This window comes from Pseudomonas fluorescens, from assembly GCF_019212185.1.
Taxonomy (GTDB): domain Bacteria; phylum Pseudomonadota; class Gammaproteobacteria; order Pseudomonadales; family Pseudomonadaceae; genus Aquipseudomonas.
The window spans coordinates 1,100,343-1,115,549 of record NZ_CP078138.1 but is presented as its reverse complement, the minus strand read 5'-3'; the positions used below and the strand labels follow the sequence as shown (position 1 = coordinate 1,115,549).

The window sequence follows — 15,207 nt, the reverse complement described above, 5'->3', positions numbered from 1 at the left end:
AAACACATGCAATGGGAAGTCGTGATCGGGCTGGAGATTCATACCCAGCTCGCCACCCAATCGAAGATTTTCTCCGGTAGCGCCACCACCTTCGGCTCCGAGCCGAACACCCAGGCCAGCCTGGTAGACCTGGGCATGCCCGGCGTGCTGCCGGTGTTGAACCAGGAAGCGGTGCGCATGGCGGTGATGTTCGGCCTGGCGATTGACGCCGAAATCGGTCAGCACAACGTGTTTGCGCGCAAGAACTACTTCTACCCTGACCTGCCCAAGGGCTACCAGATCAGCCAGATGGAACTGCCGATCGTCGGCAAGGGCCACCTGGACATCCCGCTCGAGGACGGCACGGTCAAGCGCGTCGGCATCACCCGCGCGCACCTGGAAGAAGACGCCGGCAAGAGCCTGCACGAAGAATTCAACGGCGCCACCGGCATCGACCTGAACCGTGCCGGCACCCCGCTGCTCGAGATCGTCTCCGAGCCGGACATGCGCAGCGCCAAGGAAGCCGTGGCCTACGTCAAGTCGATCCACGCGCTGGTGCGCTACCTGGGCATCTGCGACGGCAACATGGCCGAAGGTTCGCTGCGTTGCGACTGCAACGTGTCGGTCCGACCAAAAGGCCAAGTCGAGTTCGGTACGCGCTGCGAGATCAAGAACGTCAACTCGTTCCGCTTCATCGAGAAGGCGATCAATACTGAAGTACGCCGGCAGATCGAACTGATCGAAGACGGCGGCAAGGTGATCCAGCAGACCCGCCTGTACGACCCGAACAAAGACGAAACCCGCGCCATGCGCAGCAAAGAGGAAGCCAACGACTACCGTTACTTCCCCGATCCGGACCTGCTGCCGGTGGTCATCGAAAATGCCTACCTCGACGACATCCGCGCCACACTGCCGGAACTGCCGCCGCAGAAACGCGAGCGCTTCCAGGAGCAGTTCGGCCTGTCGGTCTACGATGCCAGCGTCCTGGCGTCGAGCCGCGAACAAGCCGACTACTTCGAGAAGGTCGTGAGCATTGCCGGCGACGCCAAGCTCGCAGCCAACTGGGTCATGGTCGAACTGGGCAGCCTGTTGAACAAGCAGGGCCTGGAAATCGACGAGGCGCCGGTGACCGCCGGGCAACTGGGCGGCATGCTCCTGCGGATCAAGGACAACACCATCTCCGGCAAGATTGCCAAGACCGTGTTCGAAGCCATGGCCAACGGCGAAGGCAGCGCTGACGAGATCATCGAAAAGCGTGGCCTCAAGCAAGTCACCGACAGCGGCGCAATCTCGGCCGTTCTCGATGAAATGCTCGCGGCCAACGCCGAGCAGGTCGAGCAATACCGCGCGGCGGACGAAGCCAAACGCGGCAAAATGTTTGGCTTCTTCGTCGGCCAGGCCATGAAAGCCTCCAAAGGCAAGGCCAATCCGCAACAAGTCAACGAACTGCTGAAAAGCAAGCTCGAAGGCTAATGGGTATGGAGCCAGTTGCTCTATCTGGCTCACCCTTCTTTTGTAGGAGCGAGCCCGCTCGCGATGAACTGCCAGCCGACATCAATGTCACTGAACAGTCATCGCGAGCCGCCTCGCGCCCACAATTGCTCTCCGGAATCCCCTCCATGAAACGCCTCCTCGGTGCCTGCGCCCTGTTTTCGCTGCTCGCCGGCTGCGCCAGTTACGACGTCGATCCCCGCGGCTACGACGAAACCGGTACCGCCTCCTATTACGGCAGCAAACACCAAGGCAAACGTACCGCCAGTGGCGAACGTTTCGACAAGAATTCGCTGACCGCCGCCCACCGCCAACTGCCGTTCGGCACGCGGGTGAAGGTCACCAACCTGAACAATGACAAGAGCGTCGTGGTCCGCATCAACGACCGTGGCCCGCACACCCGGGGTCGCCTGATCGACCTGTCGCAGGCCGCCGCCAGCCAGTTGGGCATGCTCCGCAGCGGCACCGCCCGAGTCCGCGTGCAAGCGCTGAACAACTGACCGGGAGCCTCGACCATTTCCGCTTTAGCCAACCTGCCCCTGCCCAGCGTCCTGCAACTGCTCAGCGGCCTGCTGCTGTTGATCATCGGCGCGGAAATGCTGGTACGCGCGGCAGTACGCGTGGCAGCCCACCTCAAGGTACGTCCGCTGATCATTGGCCTGAGCATCGTCGCCCTGGGCAGCAGCGCACCGCAGATGGCCGTGAGCCTGCAAGCGACTTTCGCGCAGAACAGCGACATCGCCGTCGGCAGCGTGATGGGCAGCAACATCTTCAACCTGTTGGTAACACTTGGCCTGTCCGCACTGATCATCCCGCTGCGAGTGTCCCGGCACCTGCTGCGCCTCGACATCCCGCTGCTGATCGGCGCCAGCGCGCTGGTCTTCGGTCTGGCCTGGAATGAACAACTCAGCGCCTTCGACGGCGCACTCCTGCTTGGCGTGCTGGTGATGTATCTCGGACTGCTGTGGCGCCAGTCGCGGCACGCAGCGGATCCGCAGCAAGCCCTCAGCGTATCTGCGTCGACGGGAAAACCCTGGAATAGCAGCGTCCTGCTGATGCTGGTCGGCCTGGCCCTGCTGATCGTGGCCGGTCGCCTGTTGGTCGCGGCGGCGGTGGACGTGGCGGTCGAACTGGGCCTCTCGGAACGCATCATCGGCCTGACCATCGTCGCCGTCGGCACCTCACTGCCGGCCCTCGCCACCTCGCTGATCGCCGCCCTGCGCGGCCAACGCGACCTGGCGGTGGGCAACATCATCGGCAGTAACCTGTTCAACCTGCTCGGGGTGCTGGGCATCACCGCGCTGCTGGCACCCACACCCTTGTCGGTCTCCCCTAACGCCCTGGATTTCGATCTGCCGGTGATGCTCGGCGTCACCGTGCTGTGCCTGCCGATGTTCTACACCGGCTACCGCATCACCCGCGCCGAAGGCTTGCTGCTGCTGGCCCTGTACGCGGTCTACGGTCTGCACGTGGTGTCGTTCACCATGGGCATGCCGCTGGCCGGCCGACTCGAGCGGCTGATGCTGCTGTATGTCCTGCCGGCACTGCTGGCATTTTTGCTGTTCACGTCATTGCGCGCCTGGCGCCGCCAACACAACAAAAGAGAATCGCCATGACCGATCAATCCAGCTCCAGCAAACCGACCGGCATCGAAGTACGTCGCCAGGTCATGGGCGACGCGTTCGTCGACCGCTCCATGGGCAACGCCACCGAGCTGACCCGGCCCTTCCAGGACTTCGTCAACGAGCACGCCTGGGGCGCGGTGTGGAATCGTGGCGGGCTGGAACTCAAGACCCGCAGCCTGATCACCCTGGCCGCGCTGACTTCGCTCAAGTGCCCGCAGGAGCTCAAGGGCCACGTGCGCGGCGCGCTGAACAACGGCTGCACGGTCGACGAGATTCGCGAAACCCTGATGCATTGCGCGGTGTACGCCGGCGTGCCAGCGGCGATGGAAGCCTTCCGTGCGGCGCAGGAAGTGATCGACAGCTACAGCGCCGAAGCGCGCTAGATCCAGCCGCCCCACTGCAGTACGAAAATGCCGATGTTGGTGGTGATCGCCGCCATCAACGTGGTGATCACAATGATCGCTGCCGCCAGTTCATGATTGCCATTGGCCGCCCGGGCCATGACAAAACTGGCTGCGGCGGTCGGGCTGCCGAAGTAAAGGAACAGGATCCCCAGTTCCGCCCCGCGAAAGCCCCAGAACCAGGCGCCCACCGTGGCCAGGATCGGCAAGCCGATCATCTTCACCAGGCTCGCACTCAGGGCCATCCCACCACTTTTGCGCAACGCCGCCAGCGACAGCGTGCCGCCGATGCAGATCAGCGCCAGCGGCAGGGTCATTTGCGCCAGGTAGCTGCCGGAGGTTTCCAGCCAACCCGGTAAAGGGATCTGGAAGTAGGCGAACGGCGCCGCCGCAAGCACACTGATGATCAACGGATTGCTCACCACGCTTTTGCAGATGCTCCACGGATCGGACTTGATCACCGGGCTGTACACCGCCAGGACGATGGTCGACAGGGTGTTGTAGAACAGGATCACCAGCGCCGCGAGAATCGCCCCGAGGGAAATCCCGTAGGCGCCGTACATGCTCGCCGCCAGCGCCAGGCCAATCACTCCGTTGTTGCCGCGAAACGCGCCCTGAGTGTAGATCCCGCGATCTTCACGGGGGCAACGGAAAATAGCCCAGCCCCAGGCGATCGCGAAACCGACCAGGGTGGCGAGGGAAAAATAGATCAGCAGGTCGGGCTTGAGCGCCGAATGCAGGTCGGCGTGGAGGATCCCGAGAAACAGCAGCGCCGGCATGGTGACGTTGAACACCAGCGAGGAGGCAACGTGGATGAAGTTGTCGTCGATCCAGTTAATGCGTTTGAGCAAAACCCCGAGGAACAACATGGCAAACACCGGGGCGGTGATGCTCAGGGTTTGCAGGAAAATTGCCAGCATGCCGGGGACCTTGGGGATAGAGGTGTCGTTAGGTGGCTAATGATAAGCCACCGGGGACATTGGCGTCTGCTGGATCGTTCCGGTGCGGTGTCCCGACAAGCCAGCGCCCAGGATTACGCTGATGACCCTGTGGGAGCTGGCCTGCCAGCGATTCAGGCGCCACGTGTTGCTAATGGCCTCATCGCGAGCAGGCTCGCTCCCACAGGTCTCAGGTAATCGGCGCCGGATTGAATAGGGTGATGTCGTTATGCAGCTTGTGCCGCTGCGCCCAGGTTTCCTTGCGCCCGCTGGCCACGTCCAGATAGAAGTGGAACAGCTCCCAACCCAGCTCCTCGATGGATGCCCGTCCGGTGGCAATCCGTCCGGCATCGATGTCGATCAAGTCCGGCCAGCGTTGCGCCAGTTCGCTGCGGGTCGAGACCTTGACCACCGGCGCCATGGCCAGGCCGTAAGGCGTGCCCCGACCGGTGGTGAACACATGCAGGTTCATCCCGGCGGCCAGTTGCAAGGTGCCGCAGACAAAATCGCTGGCCGGCGTCGCGCAGAAGATCAGGCCCTTGCGCTTGAAGCGCTCGCCCGGACCGAGCACGCCGTTGATCGCGCTGTTGCCGGACTTGACGATCGAGCCCAGGGACTTCTCGACAATGTTCGACAACCCGCCCTTCTTGTTGCCCGGCGTGGTGTTGGCGCTGCGGTCGGCTTCGCCCTTGGCCAGGTAACGGTCGTACCAGTCCATTTCCCGCACCAGTTCCTCGGCCACCGCTTCGGTTTCCGCCCGCGAGGTCAGCAGGTAGATGGCATCGCGCACTTCAGTGACTTCGGAAAACATCACCGTCGCCCCGGCCCGCAGCAACAGGTCCGAGGCAAAGCCCAGGGCCGGGTTGGCGGTGATGCCGGAGAACGCATCGCTGCCGCCGCACTGCATGCCGAGAATCAATTCCGAGGCCGGCACGGTTTCCCGGCGACGCTGGTCGAGTTTCTTCAGGCGTACTTCGGCCAGCTCCATGATCTGCTCGATCATTTCGCTGAAACCGTGACTGGCGTCCTGCAGGCGATACAACCACGGTTCGCTCAGATCCACCGAGCTGTCGTTGTCATGCATCACTTGCCCGGCCTGCAACTTCTCGCAACCGAGGCTGATCACCAGCGCTTCGCCGCCCAGGTTCGGGTTACGCGCCAGGTTGCGCACGGTGCGAATCGGGATATAGGCATCGGTGGCGGTGATCGCCACGCCACAGCCGTAGCTGTGGGTCAGGGCGATCACGTCATCGACATGGGGGTAGCGCGGCAACAACTCGTCCTTGATCCGCTTGACCGCGTGATCGAGGACGCCGGTGACGCACTGCACGGTGGTGGTGATCCCGAGAATGTTGCGGGTACCGACCGTGCCGTCGGCGTTGCGATAACCCTCGAAAGTAAAGCCTTCGAGTGGCGCCTGCGCCGCCGGCACTTCGGTGGACAGCGGCAAGCTATCCAGCGGCGGCGCGGTGGGCATACGCAGTTGATCTTCCTTGACCCAGCTGCCACGGGGAATCGGCTGCAAGGCATAACCGATGACCTGGCCGTAACGAATCACCTGGCCGCCTTCGGGAATGTCCTGCAGAGTCACCTTGTGGCTCTGCGGTACGAAATCCACGGTCACCAGGCCGTCGGGGAACTCCGTCCCCGCCGGTACGCCCTGGTCGTTGACCACTACTACCACGTTGTCCCGCTCGTGCAGGCGGATGTAGCGCGGCGAGTCGGAATGTTCAATCAACTGCATGACGCCGCTCCTCAGGAATGCGCTTGAGACAATTTGCCAGCGGCTTCGGAACCGCCGTTGGTTGGTGGCTCTTTGAGCACCACCCGCTTGATCGGGCCGACGATCACCAGGTAACTGAATACCGCGACCAGGGCGTTGGCGCCAACAAACACCAGGGCCCACTTGAACGAACCGGTGGAGCTGATGATGTAGCCGATGACAATAGGCGTGGTGATCGAGGCAATGTTACCGAAGGTGTTGAACAAACCACCGCTGAGCCCGGCGATCTGTTTCGGCGAGGTGTCGGAAACCACCGCCCAACCCAGTGCGCCAACGCCTTTGCCGAAGAAGGCCAGGGCCATGAAGCCGACCACCATCCATTCCACTTCGACATAGTTGCAAGCCACGATGCTGCTGGACACCAGCAGGCCGGCGATGATCGGCGCCTTACGGGCGAAGGTCAGGGAGTGCCCCTTGCGCAGCAAGTAGTCGGAAATTACCCCGCCCAACACGCCGCCGATAAAGCCGCAGATCGCTGGCAACGAGGCGATGAAGCCAGCCTTGAGGATGGTCATGCCGCGCTCCTGCACCAGGTATACCGGGAACCAGGTCAGGAAGAAGTAGGTGATGCCATTGATGCAGTACTGGCCCAGGTACACGCCGAGCATCATGCGGTTGGTCAGCAACTGGCGGATGTAATCCCATTTTGGACCGTCGGACTTCTTACCCTTCTGATCCATGTCGACCATGCCGCCGTTGTCGGCGATGTGCTTGAACTCGGCGTCGTTGATCCGCGGGTGTTCACGCGGGCTGTAGATCACTTTCAGCCAGACCAGCGAGAAGATAATGCCGAGGATACCCATGACGATGAACACATGTTCCCAGCCGAAGGAATAGACGATCCAGCCCATCAGCGGGGCGAACAACACGGTGGCAAAGTATTGCGCCGAGTTGAAGATCGCCGAGGCGGTGCCGCGTTCAGCGGTAGGGAACCAGGCGGCGACGATACGCGCATTGCCGGGGAAGGATGGCGCCTCGGCCAGGCCGACCAGGAAGCGCAGCATGAACAGTGCGACTACCGCAGTGGACATGCCGAATTCACCGACAAAGCCTTGCAGCACGGTGAACAGGGACCAGGTGAAAATACTCAGGGCGTAGACTTTTTTCGAGCCGAAACGGTCCAGCAGCCAGCCTCCGGGAATTTGTCCGGCGACGTAGGCCCATCCGAAGGCAGAGAAGATATAGCCGAGGGTGACCGCGTCGATGCCGAGGTCTTTTTGCAGGCTGGAGCCTGCGATTGCGATAGTGGCACGGTCGGCGTAGTTGATCGTGGTCACCAGGAACAGCATGAGCAGGATCAAATAGCGGACGTGGGTCGGCTTGGTCGCTTGCATGTAAAAGTACTCCCACTGATTATTTTTATGCGCGGGTAAATCTTGTTTTTGTGGGAGCTGGCTTGCCAGCGATCCAGGCGACTCGGGGTGTCAGTCACCCCGGGATAATGCTATCGCTGGCAAGCCAGCTCCCACAGGTATTGCGTGAATTACGATCCGATGTAGGAAGTTTTTACGACCGTGTAAAACTTGTGCATAGCGACCTTGCTCACGAGATCCATAGGATGAACCTTTTCGCCCACCGAACGGAACGTGGTAATCCACGCCGGCGGTCGGCAGGTTGACCATCACCATCCCGGCCTGGGAATGGCGTTTGAAGTGGTTGGCGTATTTCAACGACGTGGTGGCGATGCCCGCCGACAGGCCGAACTCGGTGTCGTTGGCCATTTCCAGCGCCGCCTCGTAATCGGCAACCCGAACGATGTTGGCCACCGGGCCGAAAATCTCTTCGCGGCTGATGCGCATCGCGGCTTCGCTGTCGGCAAACAGCGTTGGCGCGAGGAAGTAGCCCTCGGTGTCGCAGGTCACCAGGCCACCGCCGCTGACCAGACGCGCACCTTCGGACTGGCCGATGTCGATGTACTTCAGGTCTTGCTCAAGCTGGGACTGGGACACCACCGGACCGATGTCGATACCGGATTTCAGCGCATGGCCGACCTTGATCGACTTCATTCGCTCGGCCATGGCCTCGACGAATTGATCGTGAATCCCGGCAGTGACGATCAACCGGCTCGACGCGGTGCAGCGCTGGCCGGTGGAATAAAACGCGCTTTGCACCGAGAGCTCGACCGCCTGCTTGATGTCGGCGTCATCGAGAATGATCTGCGGATTCTTGCCGCCCATCTCCAACTGCACCTTGGCCTGGCGCGACACGCAATTGACCGCGATCTGCCGGCCGACGCCCACCGAACCGGTGAAGCTGATGCCGTCGACTTTCGGGCTGTTGACCAGCGCCTCGCCAACCACCCGGCCGCTGCCCATTACCAGGTTGAACACGCCCGCCGGGAAGCCGGCTCGGGAGATGATTTCCGCCAGGGCCCAGGCACAGCCCGGTACCAGGTCAGCCGGCTTCAGTACCACGCAGTTACCGTAGGCCAGGGCCGGGGCGATCTTCCAGGCAGGAATGGCAATCGGGAAGTTCCACGGGGTGATCAGGCCGACCACGCCCAGGGCTTCGCGAGTGACTTCGACGTTCACCCCCGGACGCACCGACGGCAGGTAGTCGCCGGACAGACGCAGGCACTCACCGGCGAAAAACTTGAATATGTTGCCGGCACGCGACACTTCGCCAATCGCTTCGGGCAGGGTCTTGCCCTCCTCCCGGGCCAGCAGGGTGCCGAGTTCTTCACGACGGGCGAGGATTTCGCTGCCAATCTTGTCCAGCGCGTCGCTGCGCGCCTGGATACCCGAGGTCGACCAGGCGGGAAAGGCTGCGCGAGCCGCATCAATGGCCGCGTTGACCTGAGCCAGGTCAGCCTTGGCGTACTCGCCAATCACATCGGACAACTCCGATGGGTTGATGTTGGTCGAGTAGTCGGCACCGGCTACCCATTGGCCGCCAATGTAGTTGTCGAATCGCTTTACGTCTGCCACGGCAGTCTCCTTACGCAAAAGGCCGCTGATTGCTCAGCGGCCTTGTTTGATCAAGTTGTTACTGCGCACCTTGCTTGTCGATCAAGGCGGCCAGTGCTTCGTATTCTTCAGGCAGCAGATCGGTCAGCGGCGCACGTACCGGACCTGCGTCGTAGCCGGAGATTTTTGCCCCGGCCTTGACGATGCTCACGGCATAACCTGCCTTGCGGTTACGGATGTCCAGGTACGGCAGGAAGAAGTCGTCGATGATCTTGCCAACGGTGGCGTGATCTTCGCGGGCAATAGCGTGGTAGAAGTCCATCGCGGTTTTCGGAATGAAGTTGAACACCGCCGAGGAGTAAACCGGCACACCCAGGGCCTTGTAGGCCGCGGCGTAGACTTCTGCGGTTGGCAAGCCGCCGAGGTAGCTGAAGCGATCACCGAGGCGGCGACGGATCGACACCATCAACTCGATGTCACCCAGGCCGTCCTTGTAACCGATCAGGTTCGGGCAGCGTTCGGCCAGGCGTTCCAACAATGGTGCGGTCAGGCGGCAGACGTTGCGGTTGTAGACCACTACGCCGATTTTTACCGATTTGCACACGGCTTCAACGTGGGCGGCAACCCCGTCCTGGCTGGCTTCGGTCAGGTAGTGCGGCAGCAGCAACAGGCCCTTGGCGCCCAGGCGCTCGGCTTCTTGTGCGTATTCGATGGCCTGGCGGGTCGAACCACCGACACCGGCGAGGATCGGCACGCTGGTGGCGCAAGTGTCGACGACGGCGGTCTTGATGATCTGCGAGTACTCGCTGGCGGCCAGGGAGAAAAACTCGCCCGTACCACCGGCGGCGAACAGCGCGCGATGCACCGTACGGCGCCAGCCATTCCAGACGCTTGATGTAGCCGTCGCGGTTGAAATCGCCTTGCGCATTGAAGTCGGTGACCGGGAAGGACAGCAGACCGGAAGAGAGGATGGACTTCAGTTCTTGTGGATTCATTATTCGAACACCCTGGGTTGCACGTTGTGATGAAAAGCCGCTCAGCCTTGGCTGAAGTTGTATGTCATCGTACAACTTAAAAATACAACCGTCAACTGCATTTCATCCGCCGTCGGGATATTTCTCCCGATCACGCGCCTAAATTTTAGATATCTAATTGATTTTAAAAGAATAAATAAATCGAATTGGAAATTCGATTTCATGCACCACAGGACGTGATCATCGAGAGAGTCATGAGATGTCCGACACTCAGCAGTCGAGGGCTCGACTGCTGATCAATGCGCAACGATGGGCCGGAAAAGGCGCTTAGCCGTGCTGCGCCTGGGCTTCTTCATGGGCGTGGCGCAGGCGTTCGCGGCTGTTGGTCAGATGCAGGCGCATGGCGGCACGGGCGGCGTCGGAGTCCTGGCGGGCGATGGCGTCGTAGATTTCATCGTGCTCACGGGCCAGGCGGCTCATGTAGTGCTGGTGGTCATCATGGGCCAGGCGCGCCGAGTTGAGGCGAGTGCGCGGGATAATGCTGGTGCCCAGGTGGGTCATGATGTCAGTGAAATAGCGGTTGCCGGTGGCCAGGGCAATCTGCAGGTGGAACTGGAAGTCCGAGGCCACCGCGTCGCTGGCATGGGCCCGCACTTTCGTTCAGCGCATCCAGGGCTGCGCGCATCAGTGCCAGTTGCTCGGGGCTGCGGCGTTGCGCGGCCAGGCCAGCGGACTCCACTTCAAGGCTGATGCGCAGTTCAAGAACCGCCAGCACACATCGCGCAGGGTCACCACGGTGGCCGGATCGATGCGAAATCCGCTCGGGCTCGGGGTGTCGAGGACGAAGGTGCCGATGCCATGACGGGTTTCCACCTGGCCCGCCGCCTGTAAGCGCGAGATCGCTTCACGCACCACCGTGCGACTGACGCCATGGGCTTCCATGATCGCTGACTCGGTGGGCAGTTTGTCGCCACGCTGGAGCAACCCATCGCGGATCTGCTCGGTCAGCACCGTCACCAGCTCCTGCGCGAGGCTGCGGCGCTTGCGGGGCAGACGGGGGGTGTCGATCGGGTTTTCCATGGCAACATCGGTCTCAGGCGAGCAGTGATTGACACATCATAGCGCAGCGCAGTTGTACGATCACTGCTGACCTGCAATGTCCGCGTTTTTTATGCGTGCATTGCAGGTCAATCGCCGGTTCAGGCGATCACGGCCTGTTCCTGCAAATGGCCGTTTTCGATCCGCACATGCCGTGGGTGGAAGCGCTTGAGGCTGCTGCGGTGGCCGACACTGACGATGCTCAAGCCCGGCAGTTGATCGATCAGCGCCTGGTACAGGCTGGCTTCGTCCTCCTCATCCATCGCCGACGTGGCTTCATCCATGTACAGCCATTGCGGCGCGTACAACAGGGCGCGAGCGAAGGCCAGACGTTGCTGTTCACCGGGCGACAGCAGACGCTGCCAGTGGTTGGCTTCGTCCAGGCGGGGGATCAGGTGCGGCAGTCGGCAGGTTTCCAGCACCTGCTCATAGCGCTCGGCGGCATAGGTATCACCCGCTTGTGGATAACTCAGGGCCTCGCGCAGGGTACCGATCGGCAAATAAGGCTTTTGCGGCAGGAACAGATAGCGCGCGCTGGGCAGGCGAATCGCCCCATGCCCGGCCGGCCACAAGCCACCCATGGCCCGCAGCAAGGTGCTTTTGCCACTGCCGGAGCGGCCGCTGAGCATCAGCCGGTCGCCCTGCTCCACGGTCATGTCGGCGCTGGTCAACAGATGCCGGCCGTCCGCCAGATCGAGGCCAACGTGCTGCACTTTCAGTTCATGTCCTTGCTGCTGCACATCGATGGCCGGCGCGCGCGCTCTTCGTTTTCGCTCATAGCCTGGCGGAAACTCAGCAGTCGGTCACAGGTGGCGCGCCAGGACGCGAGGTCGGCGTAAGCGCTGATGAACCAACTGAAGTTCTCCTGGACGTTGCCGAAGGCCGAGTTGATTTGCATCAGCTCACCGAGCTCGATTTTGCCGGCAAAGTAGCGCGGCGCGGCAACGATGAACGGGAAGATGATCGCGATCTGGCCGTAACCGGCAGTGAAGAAGGTCAGGCGCTTGGACACTTTCATGATGTCCCAGAAGTTGTGCCAGACCCTGCCGAAACGGGTGCTCAGACGCTGGTTTTCATTGGCCTCGCCGTTGTACAGGGCGATGCTCTCGGCATTCTCGCGCACGCGAACCATGGAGAAACGCAGGTCGGCTTCAAAGCGTTGTTGTTGGTTGTTCAGGCCGATCAGCCGGCGGCCGATCAAGTGGGTGATCCAGCTGCCCACCAGGGCATAGACCAGGGCGCACCAGAACATATAGCCGGGGATGGTGTAGCCGAACACTTCAATGCTGCCGGACACGCCCCACAGAATGATCGAGAACGACACCAGACTGACCACGGTGCGGATCAGCCCGAGGCCCAGGCTCAGGGTGTTGCTGGTGAAGTTGTTGAGGTCTTCGGAGATCCGCTGGTCCGGGTTGTCGGTGTAGCCGCCCTGCTCCAGTTGGTAGTAGTTCTTGTGCGCCAGCCAACGGCTGAAGTGCTTTTCGGTGAGCCAGGCCCGCCAGCGGATGGTCAGCATCTGCGTCAGGTACAGGCGGTAGACCGCGCCGAGGATCGCCACCGCAGCGATCCCGCAGAAATACAGGATCAGGCTCCAGAACGCCGCGTCGTCTTTCTTCTGCAGGGCGTTGTAGAAGTCCTGTACCAACTGTTGATCCACACCGAAATCGCTACGCTGAACAGCGACAGGCCGATCACCGCAATCAACAGCACCCAGGCCTTGCCCTTTTCTTCACTGCGCCAGTACGGCGTGATCATCTGCCAGACACGGCGGAAAAAATCACCGCGCACCGCATCGTTGACCGCGGAATATTCAGCGTTCTGATTCATGGTTCAGGCTCGGTAGAAAATACAGGATGTACGAACCGATCATAGATGATCGGTTCGGTTTGTCGCGAAGGCCGGCAAATTTCGTTCAGCGCAGGTTCAGCGGCGCACGGGGCGCTTCTGCAACTTGCGCTGCAAGGTGCGGCGGTGCATGCCCAGGGCCCGGGCAGTGGCGGAGATATTGCCTTCATGCTCGGTGAGGACGCGCTGGATGTGCTCCCATTGCAGGCGGTCCACCGACATCGGGTTTTCCGGCACCAGGGTGTCGAGGTCGGCATGCTCGGAGAGCAAGGCGGCCAGCACGTCGTCGGCGTCGGCTGGTTTGCACAGGTAATTGCAGGCGCCGCGCTTGATCGCCTCGACGGCGGTGGCAATGCTCGAATAGCCGGTGAGAATCAGCACGCGCATTTCCGGGTCGAGTTCCAGCAGCTTGGGCAATAGCACCAGCCCGGAATCGCCGTCCATCTTCAGGTCGAGCGCGGCGTAGTCCGGCAGGTCCTGCTGGGCGATGACCAGGCCTTCCTCGGCCGAGCCGGCGGTGCTCACGCGAAAACCGCGACGGCTCATGGCGCGAGCCATGACCCGGTAAATGTGGCGTCGTCGTCTACCAGCAACAGATGCGGCAGGTCTTCGCCTTCGACTTGGATCTCTTCACTCATGTTCGTCTCCTCGTGCGGAACGGGGCAGGCGCAGCTCGGTGAGCGTACCGCCTTCCTCATGACTATAGAGTTTCACTGAGAGCACCGGCGCGTGTCACGCTGGCTTTGCTCAAAAACAGGCCGAGGCCGAAACCTTTACTTGGTGGTAAAAAATGGCTTGCCGATTTGCTCGGCAATCGCCAATGGCACGCCGGCACCGTGGTCGCGCGATGCTGATGGTCAGCTCGAGGGCGTCCCAGTCGAGCGTCACTTCCAGCCCTTCGGGGCAGGCATCGGCGGCGTTGTTCAACAGGTTCAGCAGCGCCTGGGTCAGATCCGGAGGTGGCGCCAGGCGCGGTTCCTCGCCCATGCCCATGTGCAGCAGGCGGTAGGTCGCCTCCGGGCGCATCAGATGCCAGCGATCCAGCGCCTCCTTGAGCCAGACACTCACGTCCTGGATCTCCACCGCCAGCCGGCGATTGGCCTCGGCGGCGCGCACCAGTTGCTGCAAGGTCTGTTTGCACAGCTTGACCTGGTCCTGCAGCACGCCCAGGTCCTCGCGCAGCAAGGGATCCTGATGATCCTGCTGCATCTCGTTGAGCAGCACGCTCATAGTCGCCAGCGGTGTGCCCAATTCATGGGCGGCGGCACCGGCCGCCTGGGTCGCCACGGCCAGCAGTTGCTGGTCGCGCAGGCCCTCTTCACGGCGGATCGCGCGCAGCTCTTCCTGGCGTCGCAACTCTTCGGCCATGCGCGCGGCAAAGAAGGTGATCACCGCCGCCGCCAGGGCGAAGCTCAGCCACATTCCGTAGATCTGCATTTTTTCCCGGTACATCGGGAAGGTTTCCAGCGGATAGAACTGCGCCAGGAGCAAGGTGTACATGGTCAGGGCGATGCCCGAGAGGATCACCGAATAACGCCAGGGCAAGGTCACCGCGGCGATGGTTAGCGGCACCAGGTAATAGGAAACGAACGGGTTGGTCGAGCCGCCCGAGAAGTACAGCAGCGCACTGTGGATAAACAGTCGCAGGCCAGCTGCACGGCGTACTCCAGCTCAGTCACTGGCCAGGAGGTGCGCAAGCGGATGGCGGTGAACGCGCACACAGCAGCATCGAACAACCGAGGGTCGCCGCCAGCTCCAGCCAGGGCAGCGGCAGCAGATCGAACCAATAGGCGAGCCCGACCGAACCGGCCTGGGCGGCCAGCACCAGGGTGCGGATGAAAGTCAGACGCCAGAGGTTCTGGCGCGTTGCGGATAGTAGTTGTACGGGGGCGAGCATGAGCTCTCCTGATGAGCGCTCCAGGCGGATCGCGTCGAGTATAACCAAGCAGGGGCGCCGACAGGCAAAAGTGCGGCAAAGCGCCACAGGTCTGTAAGAGCGAGCCCGCTCGCGAAAAACTTGAGAGCGCCACGTTTGTTCAGAAGGACCGCGTTATCGTTTACGCTTTTCGCGAGCAAGCTCGCTCCTACGAGGTTTTTTCCGCTGCCACATTCAGATCTGTATAGAAGTTGTAACTGGGTGAACCGGACATTAAAAGCTAGAGTC

The 15,207-nt window shown here is 61.7% G+C and carries 7 protein-coding genes and 6 pseudogenes; 4 read left to right on the top strand and 9 right to left on the bottom strand.

What is annotated here, in order from left to right; all coding sequences use genetic code 11:
* Positions 1-6: 6 nt before the first annotated feature.
* The 4 genes from gatB (at position 7) to KW062_RS04705 (ending at position 3,478) form a co-directional block, all read left to right on the top strand.
* Positions 7-1,452 (top strand): Asp-tRNA(Asn)/Glu-tRNA(Gln) amidotransferase subunit GatB, encoded by a 1,446-nt coding sequence (gene gatB / locus KW062_RS04720; RefSeq protein WP_105755065.1) that lies wholly within the window; start codon positions 7-9, stop codon positions 1,450-1,452.
* A 146-nt stretch (positions 1,453-1,598) separates the two neighbouring features.
* Complete coding sequence (locus KW062_RS04715) at positions 1,599-1,970, top strand: septal ring lytic transglycosylase RlpA family protein (protein WP_027618502.1); 372 nt, start codon at positions 1,599-1,601, stop codon at positions 1,968-1,970.
* A 33-nt stretch (positions 1,971-2,003) separates the two neighbouring features.
* A complete protein-coding gene (locus KW062_RS04710) occupies positions 2,004-3,086 on the top strand; it encodes a calcium/sodium antiporter (protein ID WP_256351108.1) in 1,083 nt (360 codons plus the stop codon).
* Positions 3,083-3,478 carry a carboxymuconolactone decarboxylase family protein gene (locus KW062_RS04705; protein WP_027618500.1) on the top strand — a complete coding sequence of 132 codons (396 nt, stop codon included), beginning with the start codon at positions 3,083-3,085 and terminating at the stop codon, positions 3,476-3,478. The genes KW062_RS04710 and KW062_RS04705 overlap by 4 nt, the downstream gene beginning before the upstream one ends.
* Here KW062_RS04705 and KW062_RS04700 read toward each other — a convergent pair.
* The 9 genes and pseudogenes from KW062_RS04700 to KW062_RS04660 all read right to left on the bottom strand — a co-directional run bounded on the left by KW062_RS04700 (position 3,475) and on the right by KW062_RS04660 (position 14,940).
* Positions 3,475-4,416 carry an AEC family transporter gene (locus KW062_RS04700; RefSeq protein WP_027618499.1) on the bottom strand — a complete coding sequence of 314 codons (942 nt, stop codon included), beginning with the start codon at positions 4,414-4,416 and terminating at the stop codon, positions 3,475-3,477. The genes KW062_RS04705 and KW062_RS04700 overlap by 4 nt on opposite strands.
* Before the next feature lie 208 nt (positions 4,417-4,624).
* Positions 4,625-6,178 (bottom strand): galactarate dehydratase, encoded by a 1,554-nt coding sequence (gene garD / locus KW062_RS04695; protein WP_027618498.1) that lies wholly within the window; start codon positions 6,176-6,178, stop codon positions 4,625-4,627.
* 11 nt (positions 6,179-6,189) lie between these two features.
* Positions 6,190-7,551, bottom strand: coding sequence for an MFS transporter (locus tag KW062_RS04690; protein ID WP_027618497.1), 1,362 nt, complete (start codon positions 7,549-7,551; stop codon positions 6,190-6,192).
* Between the two features lie 149 nt (positions 7,552-7,700).
* Positions 7,701-9,144, bottom strand: a pseudogene (locus KW062_RS04685) (aldehyde dehydrogenase family protein).
* Positions 9,145-9,202: 58 nt separating this feature from the next.
* A pseudogene (gene kdgD / locus KW062_RS04680) lies at positions 9,203-10,118 on the bottom strand (5-dehydro-4-deoxyglucarate dehydratase).
* 306 nt (positions 10,119-10,424) lie between these two features.
* Positions 10,425-11,177: pseudogene (locus KW062_RS04675) on the bottom strand (FadR/GntR family transcriptional regulator).
* Between the two features lie 119 nt (positions 11,178-11,296).
* Positions 11,297-13,025, bottom strand: a pseudogene (locus tag KW062_RS04670) (ABC transporter ATP-binding protein/permease).
* Positions 13,026-13,121: 96 nt separating this feature from the next.
* A pseudogene (locus KW062_RS04665) lies at positions 13,122-13,681 on the bottom strand (response regulator transcription factor).
* Positions 13,674-14,940: pseudogene (locus KW062_RS04660) on the bottom strand (ATP-binding protein). Before KW062_RS04660 ends, KW062_RS04665 begins: the two co-directional pseudogenes overlap by 8 nt.
* Between the last annotated feature and the right edge of the window lie 267 nt (positions 14,941-15,207).

What these genes read in the sequence shown, in the direction of transcription:
- gatB (WP_105755065.1), top strand. Translation starts at nt 7, where the DNA reads ATGCAATGGGAAGTCGTGATCGGGCTGGAGATTCATACCCAGCTCGCC.
- KW062_RS04715 (WP_027618502.1), top strand. Translation starts at nt 1,599, where the DNA reads ATGAAACGCCTCCTCGGTGCCTGCGCCCTGTTTTCGCTGCTCGCCGGC.
- KW062_RS04705 (WP_027618500.1), top strand. Translation starts at nt 3,083, where the DNA reads ATGACCGATCAATCCAGCTCCAGCAAACCGACCGGCATCGAAGTACGT.
- KW062_RS04700 (WP_027618499.1), bottom strand. Translation starts at nt 4,416, where the DNA reads ATGCTGGCAATTTTCCTGCAAACCCTGAGCATCACCGCCCCGGTGTTT.
- garD (WP_027618498.1), bottom strand. Translation starts at nt 6,178, where the DNA reads ATGCAGTTGATTGAACATTCCGACTCGCCGCGCTACATCCGCCTGCAC.
- KW062_RS04690 (WP_027618497.1), bottom strand. Translation starts at nt 7,551, where the DNA reads ATGCAAGCGACCAAGCCGACCCACGTCCGCTATTTGATCCTGCTCATG.